Annotated in this window: 11 protein-coding genes; 6 read left to right on the top strand and 5 right to left on the bottom strand. The window is 71.1% G+C overall.

Annotation, left to right across the window (positions count from 1 at the left end):
- Positions 1-80: 80 nt before the first annotated feature.
- The 6 genes from ACWDNY_RS13505 to ACWDNY_RS13530 all read left to right on the top strand — a co-directional run bounded on the left by ACWDNY_RS13505 (position 81) and on the right by ACWDNY_RS13530 (position 8607).
- Complete coding sequence (locus tag ACWDNY_RS13505; protein WP_451645884.1) at positions 81-1280, top strand: ROK family transcriptional regulator; 1200 nt, start codon at positions 81-83, stop codon at positions 1278-1280.
- 121 nt (positions 1281-1401) lie between these two features.
- Positions 1402-2523: a sugar ABC transporter substrate-binding protein gene (locus ACWDNY_RS13510; RefSeq protein ID WP_451645885.1), complete on the top strand. Its 1122-nt coding sequence runs from the start codon at positions 1402-1404 to the stop codon at positions 2521-2523.
- 203 nt (positions 2524-2726) lie between these two features.
- Positions 2727-3518, top strand: a complete 792-nt coding sequence (locus tag ACWDNY_RS13515; RefSeq protein WP_451645886.1) for an ATP-binding cassette domain-containing protein — start codon at positions 2727-2729, stop codon at positions 3516-3518.
- Positions 3515-4804: a sugar ABC transporter permease gene (locus ACWDNY_RS13520; protein WP_451645887.1), complete on the top strand. Its 1290-nt coding sequence runs from the start codon at positions 3515-3517 to the stop codon at positions 4802-4804. The genes ACWDNY_RS13515 and ACWDNY_RS13520 overlap by 4 nt, the downstream gene beginning before the upstream one ends.
- A 195-nt stretch (positions 4805-4999) precedes the next feature.
- On the top strand, positions 5000-6928 hold the full coding sequence (gene dxs, locus ACWDNY_RS13525) for a 1-deoxy-D-xylulose-5-phosphate synthase (RefSeq protein WP_451645888.1): 1929 nt from the start codon (positions 5000-5002) through the stop codon (positions 6926-6928).
- 152 nt (positions 6929-7080) lie between these two features.
- Complete coding sequence (locus tag ACWDNY_RS13530) at positions 7081-8607, top strand: amino acid permease (RefSeq protein ID WP_451645889.1); 1527 nt, start codon at positions 7081-7083, stop codon at positions 8605-8607.
- 88 nt (positions 8608-8695) lie between these two features.
- Here the strand turns inward: ACWDNY_RS13530 and ACWDNY_RS13535 are convergent, their stop codons facing one another.
- The 5 genes from ACWDNY_RS13535 to ACWDNY_RS13555 all read right to left on the bottom strand — a co-directional run bounded on the left by ACWDNY_RS13535 (position 8696) and on the right by ACWDNY_RS13555 (position 15442).
- A complete protein-coding gene (locus ACWDNY_RS13535) occupies positions 8696-9067 on the bottom strand; it encodes an NTP pyrophosphohydrolase (protein WP_451645890.1) in 372 nt (123 codons plus the stop codon).
- A 312-nt stretch (positions 9068-9379) separates the two neighbouring features.
- Complete coding sequence (locus ACWDNY_RS13540) at positions 9380-11509, bottom strand: 3-hydroxyacyl-CoA dehydrogenase NAD-binding domain-containing protein (RefSeq protein ID WP_451645891.1); 2130 nt, start codon at positions 11507-11509, stop codon at positions 9380-9382.
- Positions 11506-12732 carry a thiolase family protein gene (locus ACWDNY_RS13545; protein WP_451645892.1) on the bottom strand — a complete coding sequence of 409 codons (1227 nt, stop codon included), beginning with the start codon at positions 12730-12732 and terminating at the stop codon, positions 11506-11508. The genes ACWDNY_RS13540 and ACWDNY_RS13545 overlap by 4 nt, the downstream gene beginning before the upstream one ends.
- Before the next feature lie 362 nt (positions 12733-13094).
- Positions 13095-14384, bottom strand: a complete 1290-nt coding sequence (locus tag ACWDNY_RS13550; protein ID WP_451645893.1) for an HRDC domain-containing protein — start codon at positions 14382-14384, stop codon at positions 13095-13097.
- 395 nt (positions 14385-14779) lie between these two features.
- On the bottom strand, positions 14780-15442 hold the full coding sequence (locus tag ACWDNY_RS13555) for a LuxR C-terminal-related transcriptional regulator (protein WP_451645894.1): 663 nt from the start codon (positions 15440-15442) through the stop codon (positions 14780-14782).
- Between the last annotated feature and the right edge of the window lie 247 nt (positions 15443-15689).

Consider the following 15689-nt stretch of genomic DNA (forward strand, 5'->3'; position numbering starts at 1 on the left):
CCCGAACAGCTCAGCTTAGAGTTCACTAGTTGGACATGGACGGGGTCTCGCCGAAGCGGCCCCGCGCTCAGGAGGTCGTCGTGGAGACTCCAGGGTCGCAGTCGTCGCTGCACCGAGCCAACCTGGAGCGGGTCGTACGCGCCGTGCGGCTGGCCGGGTCCCTCACGCAGGCGGAGATCGCGAGGACCACGGGCCTGTCCGCGGCGACGGTCTCCAACATCGTGCGGGAGCTCAAGGGCGGCGGGACCGTCCAGGTCACGCCCACCTCGGCGGGTGGCCGCCGGGCCCGCAGCGTGTCCCTGTGCGGCGACGCCGGCATCGTCATCGGCATCGACTTCGGGCACACCCATCTGCGCGTCGCCATCGGGAACCTCGCCCACCAGGTGCTGGCCGAGGAGTCCGAGCCGCTGGACGTCGACGCCTCCTCGACCCAGGGCTTCGACCGGGCGGAGGAACTGGTCAACCGCCTGCTCACGGCCATCGGCCTGGACCGATCCAAGATCGTCGGCGTCGGTGTCGGCGTGCCCGGCCCGATCGACGTCGAGTCCGGCACGCTGGGCTCCACCGCGATCCTGCCGGGCTGGACCGGCACCAGGCCCGCCGAGGAGCTGCGCTCCAGGATCGGCGTGCCGGTGCACGTCGACAACGACGCCAACCTCGGCGCCCTCGGCGAGCTGGTGTGGGGCAGCGGCCGGGGCGTGCGCGACCTGGCGTACATCAAGGTCGCCAGCGGTGTCGGCGCCGGCCTGGTCATCGACGGGAAGATCTACCGCGGACCCGGCGGCACGGCGGGCGAGATCGGGCACATCACCCTGGACGAGTCCGGGCCGGTCTGCCGCTGCGGCAACCGGGGCTGCCTGGAGACCTTCGCGGCCGCGCGGTACGTCCTCCCGCTCCTGCAGTCCAGCCACGGCACCGACCTGACGATGGAGGGCGTCGTACGGCTCGCGCGCGACGGCGACCCGGGCTGCCGCCGGGTGATCGCCGACGTCGGCCGCCACGTCGGCAGCGGCATCGCCAACCTCTGCAATCTGCTGAACCCCAGCCGCGTGGTCCTCGGCGGCGATCTCGCCGAGGCCGGTGAGCTGGTGCTGGGCCCGATCAGGGAGTCCGTCGGCCGCTACGCCATCCCGAGCGCCGCGCGGCAACTGTCCGTGCTCCCCGGGTCCCTCGGCGGCCGTGCCGAGGTACTGGGGGCGCTCGCCCTGGCACTGAGCGAGATGGGCGATTCGACGCTTCTGGACGGTTTGCTGCACACGGCGTCGCCTGCCTTCACTTAGAGAACGGATGGCACCGTTGCCATCTCGTTAAGGATTTACTTCTTGACGTCGCACGTGTGGCCGAGTTGACTTCCAGCCACCTCGGCCGCAACGACGCGGCCTCGTCAGGGAGGTTTGTGAAGTGAACACGCGTATGCGTCGTGCCGCCGTTGCCGTTGCCGCTGGTGCGATGGCCGTCTCGCTCGCCGCCTGTGGCAGCGCCAAGGAGTCCGGTGGCGGCTCCAAGTCGGCCGGCAGCGAGAAGAAGAAGGGCGACGACATCACCGTCGGCCTGCTGCTGCCGGAGAACCAGACGGCTCGTTACGAGAAGTTCGACAAGCCGATCATCGAGAAGCAGATCGCGGCGCTGACGAACAACAAGGGCAAGGTCGAGTACCTCAACGCCAAGCAGGACGCGACCCTGCAGTCGCAGCAGATCGACACGATGATCACCAAGAAGGTCGACGTGCTGATCCTGGACGCGGTCGACTACAAGGCCGTCGCCCAGGGCGTGAAGAAGGCCAAGGACGCCGGCATCCCGGTCGTCGCCTACGACCGCCTCGCCGAGGGCCCGATCGCCGCCTACACCTCCTTCGACAACGAGGAGGTCGGCAAGACGCAGGGTGAGGCCCTGCTGAAGGCCCTGGGCAGCAAGGCCAAGTCGGGCAAGATCGTCATGATGAACGGCTCCGTGACCGACCCGAACGCCGCGCAGTTCAAGAAGGGCGCTCACGACGTCCTCGACGGCAAGGTGAGCCTCGGCAAGGAGTACGACACCAAGGAGTGGAAGCCGGAGAACGCCAACGCCAACATGGAGGGCGCCATCTCCGCCCTCGGCAAGGACAAGATCGTCGGCGTCTACTCCGCCAACGACGGCATGGCGGGCGGCATCATCACCGCCCTCAAGGGCGCCGGCCTCAAGACCCTCCCCCCGGTCACCGGCCAGGACGCGGAACTCGCGGGCGTGCAGCGCATCGTCGCCGGTGAGCAGTACATGAGCGTCTTCAAGTCGTACCCGCAGGAGGCCGAGACCGTCGCCAAGATGGCCGTCTCGATCGCCAAGACCGGCAAGGTCGACGGCTCGCTGAACGCGAGCACCGTCGACAGCGGCACCGACAAGGGCATCCCGGCGGTCATCGTCCCCGTCGTCTCGCTGACGAAGGACAACATCAAGGACACGGTCGTCAAGCAGGGTTACTACACGGTCGGTGAGATCTGCACGGCCAAGTACAAGGCCGCCTGCGCCAAGATCGGCCTGAACTAACACTCCCGGGGCCGCCCGAGCGGCGGCCTCGCCGACCTGCACGGGAGACCGCGCTCACTCGATCGCGCGCACCCGTGTCAGCGCGTCCGGCGCCCCGCCGCCGAAAGCCCCGCAGCACAACGGCGGGGCGCCGGACGGAACGCACCCCCCTCACTCTTCTTGTTCGAACCTCCCGCCGGGGTCAGGCTCAGGCGGCGAAGGAGATGGTTCACGTGTCCGCTACGCCCGTGCTGGCGTTGCGCGGGGTCTCCAAGCGATTCGGTGCCGTCCAGGCGCTCACCGACGTAGAGCTTGAGGTCCACGCCGGAGAGGTGGTCGCCCTCGTCGGCGACAACGGCGCCGGAAAGTCCACCCTTGTCAAGACGATCGCCGGTGTGCACCCCATCGATGACGGTGTCATCGAATGGGAGGGCAAGCCGGTCACGGTCAACCGGCCGCACGACTCCCAGAACCTGGGGATCGCGACCGTGTACCAGGACCTCGCCCTGTGCGACAACATCGACGTCGTCGGCAACCTGTTCCTCGGCCGTGAGATCAAGCGCCGCGGTGTCCTGGACGAGATCGAGATGGAGCGCCGCTCGCGCGAGCTGCTGGACCAGCTCTCGATCCGCATCCCCAGCGTCCGCATCCCCATCGCCTCGCTCTCCGGCGGTCAGCGCCAGGTCGTGGCCATCGCCCGCTCCATGCTCGGCGAGCCCAAGCTGGTCATCCTCGACGAGCCGACGGCCGCCCTCGGCGTCGAGCAGACCGCCCAGGTCCTCGACCTCGTAGAGCGCCTGCGCGAGCGCGGCCTCGCGGTCATCCTCATCAGCCACAACATGGCCGATGTGAAGGCCGTCGCCGACAAGGTCGCCGTCCTGCGGCTCGGCCGCAACAACGGCGTGTTCGAGGTCAAGACGACCTCGCAGGAAGAGATCATCTCCGCCATCACCGGCGCCACGGACAACGCCGTGACCCGTCGTGCGGCGCGCACCACCGCGGAGGCTCAGAAGTGAGCATCGACAAGACCCAGGCCACCGCCGGCGCCCCCGTGGAAGCGCCCGCCGCCGCGGCCGCCGCCGCGCCCGCCGTCGACCCCCGCCTCCTCGTGCGCGAGCAGGGATTCGCCGGCTACATCGGCGAGTTCAAGCGCAAGGTGCGCGCCGGCGACCTCGGCGCCATCCCGGTCGTCGTCGGCCTCATCGTCATCTGCGCCATCTTCCAGAGCCTCAACTCGGCCTTCCTGGGCGCGGAGAACCTCAACAACATCTTCGTCGCCATGGTGGCCACCGGCATGATGTCGGTCGGCATCATCTTCGTGCTGCTGCTCGGCGAGATCGACCTGTCGGTCGGCTCCGTCTCCGGCGTCTCCTCGGCGATCATGGCCGTGATGAGCGTCACCCACGGCGTCAACGAGTGGCTCGCCGTCGTCACCGCCCTGGCCGCCGGCGCGGTCATCGGCGCCCTGCACGGCTTCTTCTTCGCCCGGATCGGCGCGCCCGCGTTCGCCGTGACCCTGGCCGGCCTGCTGTTCTGGAACGGCTTCATGCTCCAGATCCTGGGGTCCAACGGCACGATCAACATCGACGGCGACGGCGTCATCGGCAAGCTCACCACGTACTACTTCTCGGACGTGGCCGCCGCCTACCTCCTGGCCGTCGTCGCGGTCGCCGGGTACTTCCTGTCGACCTTCTTCGGCAACCGCCGCCGCGAGGCCGCGGGCATCCCGTCCCGACCGCTGGGCGACATCGTGGTGCGCACCGTGCTGCTCGCGATCGCCGCGTTCGCCGTCGCGATCATGTTCAACCAGTACAAGGGCCTGCCCCTCGCCGTGCTGCTCTTCGCGGTCGTCCTGGTCGGCAGCGACTTCCTGCTGCGCCGCACGGCGTACGGCCGGAAGGTCTTCGCACTCGGCGGCAGCGTCGAGGCCTCCCGCCGCGCCGGTATCAACGTCACCGCGGTCCGGGTCTCGGTCTTCGCCATCGCGGGCCTCTTCGCCTCGGTCGGCGGTCTCTTCTGGGCCTCCAAGATCGCGGCCGCCAACCAGAGCGCCGGCTCCGGCGACCTGCTGATGAACGTGATCGCCGCGGCCGTCATCGGAGGCACCAGCCTCTTCGGCGGCCGGGGCCGCACCTGGAACGCGCTGCTCGGTGTACTCGTGATCACGTCGATCCAGTACGGCCTCGCCCTGCAGGGCATCGCCACCCCGATCCAGTACATGATCACCGGTGGGGTGCTCCTCGCCACCGTCGTCATCGACTCGGTCACCCGCAAGACCCAGAAGTCGGCCGGCCGCGCCTGAGCGCTCCCGGCACCGCACGGCCGTGCCCGGCACCCACGACGGTGCCGGGCACGGCCGTGCCCGGCATCGGGCCCTGCGGGATACAGCCGTTCGCGTGACCCACCACCCCCGGCCCGGACACGGGCCGCCCGGACGGAAGATTAGACTCGTCGGGCCCGGCAACAGCTCGATCAGCTCTACTGCAAGGAGGCACGGGTGCCGCTGCTGACCCGCATCAGGGGACCGCGCGATCTGGACCGGCTCAGCCCGGAGGAGCTGGACCAGCTGGCCGAGGAGATCCGGAGCTTCCTCGTCGACTCGGTCTCCAAGACCGGCGGCCACCTCGGCCCGAACCTCGGTGTGGTCGAGCTGACCATCGCCCTGCACCGGGTGTTCGACTCGCCGAAGGACCGGGTCCTGTGGGACACCGGTCACCAGGCCTACGTGCACAAGCTGCTCACCGGCCGCCAGGACTTCTCGAAGCTGCGCAGCAAGGGCGGCCTGTCCGGCTACCCCTCGCGCGCCGAGTCCGAGCACGACGTCATCGAGAACAGCCACGCCTCCACGGTCCTCGGCTGGGCCGACGGCCTCGCCAAGGCCAACCAGGTCCTGCGGCGCGACGACCACGTCGTCGCGGTCATCGGCGACGGCGCGCTCACCGGCGGTATGGCCTGGGAGGCCCTCAACAACATCGCCGACGCCAAGGACCGCCCCCTCGTCATCGTCGTCAACGACAACGAGCGGTCCTATGCCCCGACCATCGGCGGCCTCGCCAACCACCTCGCCACCCTGCGCACCACCGACGGCTACGAGAAGTTCCTCGCCCGCACCAGGGAGGTGCTGGAGCGCACCCCGGTCGTCGGCCGGCCGCTGTACGAGACCCTGCACGGCGCCAAGAAGGGCCTGAAGGACTTCATCGCGCCGCAGGGCATGTTCGAGGACCTGGGCCTGAAGTACGTCGGGCCGATCGACGGGCACGACATCGCGGCCCTGGAGTCCGCGCTGGCCCGCGCCAAGCGGTTCGGCGGCCCCGTCATCGTGCACTGCCTCACCGAGAAGGGCCGCGGCTACCGGCCCGCCGAGCAGGACGAGGCCGACCGCTTCCACGGCATCGGCCCCATCCACCCCGACACCGGCCTGCCCACCAAGGCCGCCGCCGCCAGCTGGACCTCCGTCTTCGGCGACGAGATGGTCAGGCTCGGCCGGGAGCGCAAGGACATCGTCGCCATCACGGCGGCCATGCTCCAGCCGGTCGGCCTGAAGAAGTTCGCCGACGCCTTCCCGGACCGCATCTACGACGTCGGCATCGCCGAGCAGCACGCCGCCGTCTCCGCGGCCGGCCTCGCCACCGGCGGCCTGCACCCGGTCTTCGCGGTGTACGCGACCTTCCTCAACCGCGCCTTCGACCAGGTCCTCATGGACGTCGCCCTGCACCGGTGCGGCGTGACGTTCGTGCTCGACCGGGCCGGCGTCACCGGCGACGACGGCGCCTCCCACAACGGCATGTGGGACATGTCGATGCTTCAGGTCGTACCGGGTCTGAGGCTCGCCGCCCCCCGTGACGCCGAGCAGCTGCGCGCCCAGCTGCGCGAGGCCGTCCAGGTCGACGACGCGCCGACCGTCCTGCGCTACTCCAAGGGCGTCGTCGGCCCCGCCGTGCCCGCCGTGGGCCGCGTCGGCGGCATGGACGTGCTGCGCGAGCCGGGCACGGACACCCCGGACGTCCTCCTGGTCTCCGTCGGCGCCCTGGCGCCCCTGTGCCTGGAGGTCGCCGCGTCCCTCGACAGGCAGGGCATCTCCACCACCGTCGTCGACCCGCGCTGGGTGAAGCCCGTCGACGAGGCCATGGCCCCGCTCGCCGAGCGGCACCGCGTGGTCGTCACCGTCGAGGACAACTCCCGCGTCGGCGGTGTCGGCTCCGCGATCGCCCAGACCCTGCGGGACGCCGGCGTCGACGTGCCGCTGCGCGACTTCGGCATCCCGCCGCGGTTCCTCGACCACGCCTCCCGCGCCGAGGTCATGACGGAGATCGGGCTGACCGCCCCGGACATCGCCCGCCAGGTCACCGGTCTGGTCGCCAAGCTCGACGGACGGTTCGAGCGGACGGCCGCCGGCGTCGACTCGGTGGAGCCCGCGCGCGACTGACGGTCGCGGCACGCCCGAGACTGAAGGGCCGGTTCCGCCACTTTCCACGGGTGGCGGAACCGGCCCTCGTGCGTGAACCTGCCATTGCCGGGGCATGAGCATTGCCAGCCCTCTCGCTCACGGCGAGGACGACCAGCGTGGGAGGTGGGTCCGTGGGCAGCCCGCTCTTCAGGACGAAGAACGTCGAGCAGTCGATCCGGGACACGGAGGAACCCGAGCACGCGCTGAGGAAGTCCCTGTCCGCCCTGGACCTGACCGTCTTCGGCGTCGGTGTGATCATCGGCACCGGCATCTTCGTCCTCACCGGCAAGGTCGCCAGGGAGAACGCGGGCCCCGCGGTCGCCCTGGCCTTCGTCGTGGCGGGCGTCGTCTGTGCGCTCGCGGCGCTCTGCTACGCGGAGTTCGCCTCCACGGTACCGGTGGCCGGGTCCGCCTACACGTTCTCCTACGCCTCCCTCGGCGAACTGCCCGCCTGGATCATCGGCTGGGACCTCGTGCTGGAGTTCGCACTCGGCACGGCGGTGGTCGCCGTCGGCTGGTCGGGCTACATCCGATCGCTCCTGGAGAACGCCGGCTGGCAGATCCCCGCTGCGCTGGGCGGGCGGGAGGGGGCCACCGGCTTCGGGTTCGACATCCTCGCCGCCGCCCTCGTCCTGGCACTCACCGCCATCCTCGTCCTCGGCATGAAGCTGTCCGCCCGTGTCACCTCCGTCGTCGTCGCGATCAAGGTGGCGGTCGTCCTGCTCGTGATCATCGCGGGCGCCTTCTTCGTCAGGGCCGCCAACTACCACCCGTTCATCCCGAAGCCGCAGCCCGTGGAGGGGGGCGGCAGCCGCCTCACCGCGCCGCTGGTCCAGCTGATCTTCGGCTGGACGCCCTACAACTTCGGGGTGCTGGGCATCTTCACCGCCGCCTCCGTCGTCTTCTTCGCCTTCATCGGCTTCGACATCGTGGCCACCGCCGCCGAGGAGACCCGCAACCCCCAGCGGGACATGCCCCGAGGCATCCTCGGCTCGTTGTTCATCTGCACGATCCTGTACGTGGCGGTGTCCGTCGTCGTCACCGGCATGCAGAACTACCGGACCCTGTCCATCGACGCCCCCCTCGCCGACGCCTTCAAGGCCGTGGGGCACCCGTGGTTCGCGGGCGTGATCAGCTTCGGCGCCGCCGTCGGCCTGACCAGCGTGTGCATGATCCTGCTGCTCGGCCAGACGCGGGTGTTCTTCGCGATGAGCCGTGACGGGCTGCTGCCGCGCTTCTTCTCCCAGGTCCACCCGCGCTTCCGGACCCCGCACCGGCCGACGATCCTGCTCGGCGTGATCATCGCGATCGTCGCGGGTTTCACCAGCCTGAGCGAACTCGCGGAGCTGGTGAACATCGGCACGCTCTTCGCCTTCGTCGTCGTGGCGATCAGCGTCATCATCCTGCGCCGGACCCGCCCCGACCTGCCGCGCGCGTTCCGCACCCCCTGGGTGCCGGCCCTGCCGATCGTCTCGGTGTGCGCCTCCCTGTGGCTGATGCTCAACCTGCCCGCGGAGACCTGGCTCCGGTTCGCCGTCTGGATGGTGATCGGCTTCCTGGTCTACTTCTTCTACGGCCGCTCCCACAGCCTCCTCGCCGAGCGCGAGCGGACCGCGACGGCAGGGACGGGCCGCCGGGGCGGGGACACACCGGGCTGACGCCGTACGCTCGGGCGGGGAAACCCTCAGGGCGTGGCCGGGACAGGGGCGGGAGGCAACCGGGGGCGCCCGGGAGGGGACGGGCGGCTCAGCGGCGTACCGCTCGCGGGCCGGTGACCTCCGCACCCAAGTCCGTCACCCGGCGCCGCAGTTCGCGGTCCGCCGTCACCACGAGAACGCGCCGGTCGCCGGCCCGCTGGACCAGCTCGACGATGCGGTCGTCCCCGCTGCCGGGGGCCGTCTCGACCCGGACCCCCGGCACCGGGGCGACGCCGCGTGCCGCGCCCTCCACCACGAGGACGATCTCCGCGTCGTCCGGCAGGTCCGGCAGGCCGTCGGCCGCCAGCCGGTCCCGCAGTCTTTCGGCGGCTTTTCTGCGGTCGCGCCACCAGCCGTCGGGCACCGAGCCGACGACGTTCGCGCCGTCCACGATCACGAGCAGGGAGGTGTCCGCGTCCATGCTTCCAGGGTCCCACGGTGCCGGGGAGGGCGGCGACGGGCCACGGGGGAGCCGGGCCTCGGCGTGCGCCACCGCCCGCGAAGGAGCCCCGGGCGCCGGGCCGTTGGCGGCTCCGCACGCCCGAGCCGGCGCGGGCCGGACCCGCCCTCCGGGCGTGGCAGAGGTCCGGTCGGTGGCCGGTGTCGCGGGCCCGCCCGTGCCCCGGGGGCGTGTGAGGGCCGCCGAGACCCGGCGGGACGCGGACACGCCGGTGCCCGGCACACCCGCCGGTGTGCCGGGCACGGTACGTCCCCGCGTTCGTGAGCGAAGCGGTTACGCCGGGACGCTCGCCACGCCCCGCGCCAGGAACCGCTTGCCGTTCACCCGCTCGGAGACACCCTCGCGGTCCAGGTACGGCGTGATGCCGCCCAGGTGGAAGGGCCAGCCGGCGCCCGTGATCAGGCAGAGGTCGATGTCCTGGGCCTCGGCGACGACGCCCTCGTCCAGCATCAGGCCGATCTCCTGGGCCACCGCGTCCAGGACACGGGTGCGAACCTGCTCCTCCGTGAGGACCGTGCCGCCCTGCTTCAGCAGCGCGGCGACCTCCGGGTCCAGCTCGGGCTTGCCGCTGTCGTAGACGTAGAAGCCGCGCTTGCCGGCCTCGACGACCGCCTTGAGGTTCGGCGAGACCGTGAAGCGGTCCGGGAACGCCTTGTGGAGCGTCTCGGAGACGTGCAGACCGATCGCCGGGCCGACCAGCTCCAGCAGGACCAGCGGGGACATCGGCAGGCCGAGCGGCTGCACCGCCCTCTCCGCCACCTCGACGGGAGTGCCCTCGTCGATGACGTTCTGGATCTCGCCCATGAAGCGGGTCAGGATGCGGTTCACGACGAACGCCGGGGCGTCCTTGACCAGCACCGCGGTCTTCTTCAGCTTCTTGGCGACGCCGAACGCCGTGGCCAGCGAGGCGTCGTCGGTCTGCTCGCCGCGGACGATCTCCAGCAGCGGCAGCACGGCGACCGGGTTGAAGAAGTGGAAGCCGACGACCCGCTCGGGGTGCTGCAGCTTCGACGCCATCTCCGTCACCGACAGCGAGGAGGTGTTCGTGGCGAGGATCGCGTGCGCCGGAGCGACCGCCTCGACCTCCGCGAACACCTTCTGCTTGACGCCCATCTCCTCGAACACGGCCTCGATGACGAAGTCCGCGTCCGCGAAGCCCTCGGCCTTGTCCAGCACGCCGGTGACCAGGCCCTTGAGGCGGTTGGCCTTGTCCTGGTTGATGCGGGCCTTGCCGAGCAGCTTGTCGATCTCGGCGTGGACGTAGCCCACGCCCTTGTCGACGCGCTCCTGGTCGATGTCGGTCAGCACGACCGGCACCTCGAGGCGCCGCAGGAACAGCAGGGCCAGCTGCGAGGCCATCAGGCCGGCGCCGACGACGCCGACCTTGGTGACCGGGCGGGCCAGGCTCTTGTCCGGGGCACCCGCGGGGCGCTTGCCGCGCTTCTGCACCAGGTTGAAGGCGTAGATGCCGGCGCGCAGCTCGCCGCCCATGATCAGGTCCGCGAGGGCCTGGTCCTCGGCGTCGTAGCCCGCCTGCAGGTCGCCGTCCTTGGCGGCGGCGATGATGTCGAGGGCGCGGTAGGCGGCCGGGGCCGCGCCGTGCACCTTGCTGTCCGCGATGAAGCGGCCCCGGGCGACGGCCTGGTCCCAGGCCTCGCCGCGGTCGATCACCGGGCGGTCGACGACGATCTCGCCCTTGAGGACGGCCGCCGTCCAGATCAGCGACTGCTCCAGGAAGTCGGCACCCTCGAACAGGGCGTCGGCGATGCCCAGTTCGTAGACCTGCTTGCCCTTGAGCTGCTTGTTCTGGTTGAGCGAGTTCTCGATGACGACCGAGACGGCCTTGTCGGCACCGATCAGGTTCGGCAGCAGGGTGCAGCCGCCCCAGCCCGGGACCAGGCCCAGGAAGACCTCGGGCAGCGAGAACGCCGGGAGGGCCGCGGACACCGTGCGGTAGGTGCAGTGCAGGCCGACCTCGACGCCACCGCCCATGGCCGCGCCGTTGTAGTAGGCGAAGGTCGGGACGGCCAGCTTCGACAGGCGCTTGAAGACCTCGTGGCCGCCCTTGCCGATGGCGAGCGCGTGCTCGTGCTCCTTCAGCAGCTCGACGCCCTTGAGGTCGGCGCCGACGGCGAAGATGAACGGCTTGCCGGTGATGCCGACGCCGACGATCTCCCCGTCCGCGGCCTCCTTCTCGACCTGGTCGAGGGCGCTGTTCAGGTTCGCCAGCGACTGCGGTCCGAAGGTGGTCGGCTTGGTGTGGTCCAGGCCGTTGTCGAGGGTGATCAGGGCGAAACGCCCGGCGCCCAGCGGCAGGTCGAAGTGGCGTACGTGCGCGCTCGTGACGACCTCGTCGGGGAACAGCTCGGCCGCGCCCTTCAACAGCTCAGCGGTGGTGCTCACTTGTCGCCTCCGGCGGACTCGAAGTGCGGGTTCTCCCAGACGACCGTGGCGCCCATGCCGAAGCCGACGCACATGGTGGTCAGGCCGTAGCGGACCTCGGGGTGCTCCTCGAACTGGCGGGCCAGCTGCGTCATCAGGCGGACGCCGGAGGAGGCCAGCGGGTGACCGAAGGCGATCGCGCCGCCGTACTGGTTGACGCGCTCGTCGTCGTCGGCGATGCCGTAGTGGTCGAGGAAGGCCAGCACCTGGACGGCGAAGGCCTCGTTGATCTCGAACAGGCCGATGTCGGAGATGGACAGGCCGGCCTTCGCCAGCGCCTTCTCGGTCGCCGGGATCGGGCCGTAGCCCATGACCTCGGGCTCCACACCGGCGAAGGCGTAGGAGACCAGGCGCATCTTGACCGGCAGGCCGTTCTCGCGGGCGAACTCCTCGGAGGCGATGACCGAGGCGGTGGCGCCGTCGTTCAGACCGGCCGCGTTGCCCGCGGTGACCCGGCCGTGGACGCGGAACGGCGTCTTGAGGTTCGCCAGGTTCTCCAGCGTGGTGCCCGGGCGCATCGGCTCGTCGGCGGTGACCAGGCCCCAGCCGGTCTCGCCGGCCTCGGGGGTCGTGCGGCGCACGGAGACCGGCACCAGGTCCTGCTGGATCTTGCCGTTGGCGTACGCCTTGGCGGCCTTCTCCTGCGAGCGCACGGCGTACTCGTCGGCGCGCAGCTTGCTGATCTGCGGGTAGCGGTCGTGCAGGTTCTCCGCGGTCATGCCCATGAACAGGGCCGACTCGTCGACCAGCTTCTCGCTGACGAAGCGCGGGTTCGGGTCGACGCCCTCACCCATCGGGTGGCGGCCCATGTGCTCGACACCGCCCGCGATGGCGACGTCGTACGCGCCGAAGGCGATGGAGCCCGAGACGGTGGTGACGGCGGTCAGCGCGCCCGCGCACATGCGGTCGATCGAGTAGCCGGGCACGGAGGTGGGCAGGCCCGCGAGGATGCCGGCGGTACGCCCGATGGTCAGGCCCTGGTCGCCGATCTGCGTGGTCGCGGCGATGGCGACCTCGTCGACCGTCTTGGGGTCGAGGCCGGGGTTGCGGCGCAGCAGCTCCCGGATCGCCTTCACGACGAGGTCGTCGGCGCGGGTCTCGTGGTAGATGCCCTTCGGGCCCGCCTTGCCGAACGGGGTACGGACGCCGTCGACGAAGACGACGTCCCTGACGGTACGAGGCACGATGGCTCTCCTCCAGTGTGCGGGATGGCACTGCTGCGGCGCGCAACCGCTGAGCGCGCGCTCAGGTCCATGCTACTTGTGGGTAACGTAGCTGCACAGTCCCCCCGGGGGGAGCGGCGAACGTCACACCTCCACGGCGCGGCCGAGCAGCCGATCCGGGCGCGATCCCGACGATTCTGCTCCGCCTCGGGGCCCCCTCGCGAGGAACGGGGGGTCGGCGCGCCTGGAAAGGACCACGGGAAACCGCACGACCGGCCCAGCCCACCGGCCGGCCACCGGGCGACGAGGCGCCGGCAGCCACCGGCCGGCCACCGGGCGACGAGGTGTCCGGCCCCCGGGGCGGGGTCCCTACCCCGCCGGCCCTACGCGTCGTTCGCGGACAGCGCCTCCACCAGCACCGAGGTCACCTGCTCGACCTGCCAGGGCCGCGCACCGTACCCGGCCAGGGCCGCCGCCACCGCCGTGGCGTCGGCGTCCTTCGGCGGTTCCCAGCACAGCCGGCGCACCGTGTCCGGCGCGACGAGGTTCTCCTGCGGCATGGAGAGCCGCTCGGCCAGCGCCGAGACACCGGCCCGGGCCGCCGACAGCCGGGCGGCCGCCGCCGGGTCCTTGTCGGCCCACGCCCTCGGCGGCGGCGGGCCGGCCACCTGCTGGCCGGGCTGCGGCAGCTCCGCGTCGGGCAGGGCCTTGGCACGGTCCACCGCGGCCTGCCACTGCTCCAGCTGGCGCCGGCCCATGCGGTGGCCGAACCCGTTCAGCGCGGCGAGCGCGTGCACGTTCGACGGCAGGCCGAGCGCGGCCTCGACGATCGCGGCGTCCCCGAGCACCTTCCCCGGCGAGACGTCGCGCCGCTGCGCGATCCGGTCCCGGGTCTGCCACAGCTCGCGGACAACGGCCAGCTGCCGCCTGCGCCGCACCTTGTGCATCCCGGACGTGCGCCGCCAGGGGTCCCTGCGCGGCTCGGGCGGCGGCGCCGAGGCGATGGCGTCGAACTCCTGCCGGGCCCACTCCAGCTTGCCCTGCCGGTCCAGCTCCTTCTCCAGGGCGTCCCGCAGGTCGACGAGCAGTTCCACGTCGAGGGCGGCGTAGCGCAGCCAGGGTTCGGGGAGCGGGCGTGTCGACCAGTCGACGGCGGAATGCCCCTTCTCGAGCACGAAGCCGAGCACCCCCTCGACCATGGCGCCGAGCCCCACGCGGGGGAACCCGGCGAGCCGGCCGGCGAGCTCGGTGTCGAACAGCCCGGTGGGCCGCATGCCTATGTCCCGCAGACACGGCAGGTCCTGGGTGGCCGCGTGCAGCACCCACTCCACCCCGGACAGCGCGTCGCCGAGGCCGGACAGGTCGGGGCAGGCGATGGGGTCGATCAGCGCGGTGCCGGCGCCCTGCCGGCGCAGCTGCACCAGGTAGGCGCGCTGGCCGTAGCGGTAGCCGGACGCGCGCTCGGCGTCGACGGCGACGGGGCCGGAGCCGGCCGCGAAGGCGGCGACCACCTCGGCGAGCGCGTCCTCGTCGGCGACGACGGGCGGAATGCCCTCGCGCGGCTCGAGCAACGGGATCGGCTCCCCTGTGCCAGAAGATCCGCCGTCGTCCGGAGGGGCGCCCCCGGTGGTTCGCAGTGAACTGTCTGCTGCGGTCTTTTGGGCGTCGGTCACATGTCAAGAGTATCCGTGCATGGACGGCGCCCGCCGACGGAACGTTCCGTCGACGGGCGCCGGAGGGTCGCAAACCGGTCAGCTCGGTGACACGTCCGGTCCACGACTCGCGGTGGGACGCGGTGGAACCGAGGGCCGGTCCCGTTCGCGCCGGTGGGCGTCGCGGCTCTTCGGCGGCTCGGCGAAGAGGGCTGCGGAAGCGAGGACGCAGGGCACAGGACGCAAGGGAGGAGGGACGGGGGTGGGGGAGGGGGAGACGGAGGGAAGTCTCGGTGGACGCCGGTCTTCAGGGGTTTCGTCGCGGGCGGTGGCCGGTGAAGGAAAAGTTCCGTGAGGGGGTTGCTTCGTACGGGTGATGAGTGACGGCTGACGAGTAGTGACGAGACGGCTCGCGGTCAGTGGATGATGCCGGTCCGCAGGGCCACCGCGACCATGCCGGCGCGGTCTCCCGTGCCGAGCTTGCGGGCGATGCGGGCGAGGTGGCTCTTGACGGTCAGCGCGGACAGGCCCATCGAGACGCCGATCGCCTTGTTCGACTGGCCTTCGGCGACCAGTCGCAGCACCTCCACCTCGCGGCCGGACAGCTCGCGGTAGCCGCCCGGGTGGCTCGGGGCACCCGGGGGGCGGCGGTGCAGGCGCGCGGCGGCGGCGCCGATGGGAGCGGCACCGGGTCGGGAGGGGAGCCCGAGGTTGGTGCGGGTGCCGGTGACGACGTAACCCTTCACCCCGCCCGCGAGGGCGTTGCGAACGGCGCCGATGTCGTCGGCGGCGGACAGGGCCAGCCCGTTGGGCCAGCCGGCGGCACGGGTCTCGGACAGCAGCGTGAGCCCCGAGCCGTCGGGCAGGTGGACGTCGGCGACGCAGATGTCCCGCGGGCTGGCGACGCGGGGACGGGCTTCGGCGATCGACGACGCCTCGATGACGTCGCGGACTCCGAGCGCCCACAGATGACGGGTGACGGTGGACCGGACGCGCGGGTCCGCCACGACGACCATGGCGGTCGGTTTGTTCGGGCGGTAGGCGACCAGGCTTGAGGGCTGCTCGAGGAGAACGGACACCAGGCCTCCTGGGGGTGGGGGACGGGGCCGGCTTGTGGGGATGAAGCCGGGACGAACCGTGCTTTCAAGGTCACAGTCGTCTTCGGCATCAAACCCGCTGTCCTTTAGAGAATGATCACGATCTGGTGAGTAAGAATGCGTGCAATTCAGACGTGCGAGCGAATGCCCGAAGATCGAATCGGTTCACTCGCGGCCGTTCGGGTTCGATTCGGGCTCGAATGTGGCCGTATCGACAAAGACACGGCGA

The organism is Streptomyces sp. NPDC003697 (genome assembly GCF_053587115.1).

Excerpts from the sequence above, each read along its gene's own strand:
- ACWDNY_RS13535 (WP_451645890.1), bottom strand. The coding sequence starts at position 9,067 with ATGGACGCGGACACCTCCCTGCTCGTGATCGTGGACGGCGCGAACGTC.
- ACWDNY_RS13515 (WP_451645886.1), top strand. The coding sequence starts at position 2,727 with ATGGTTCACGTGTCCGCTACGCCCGTGCTGGCGTTGCGCGGGGTCTCC.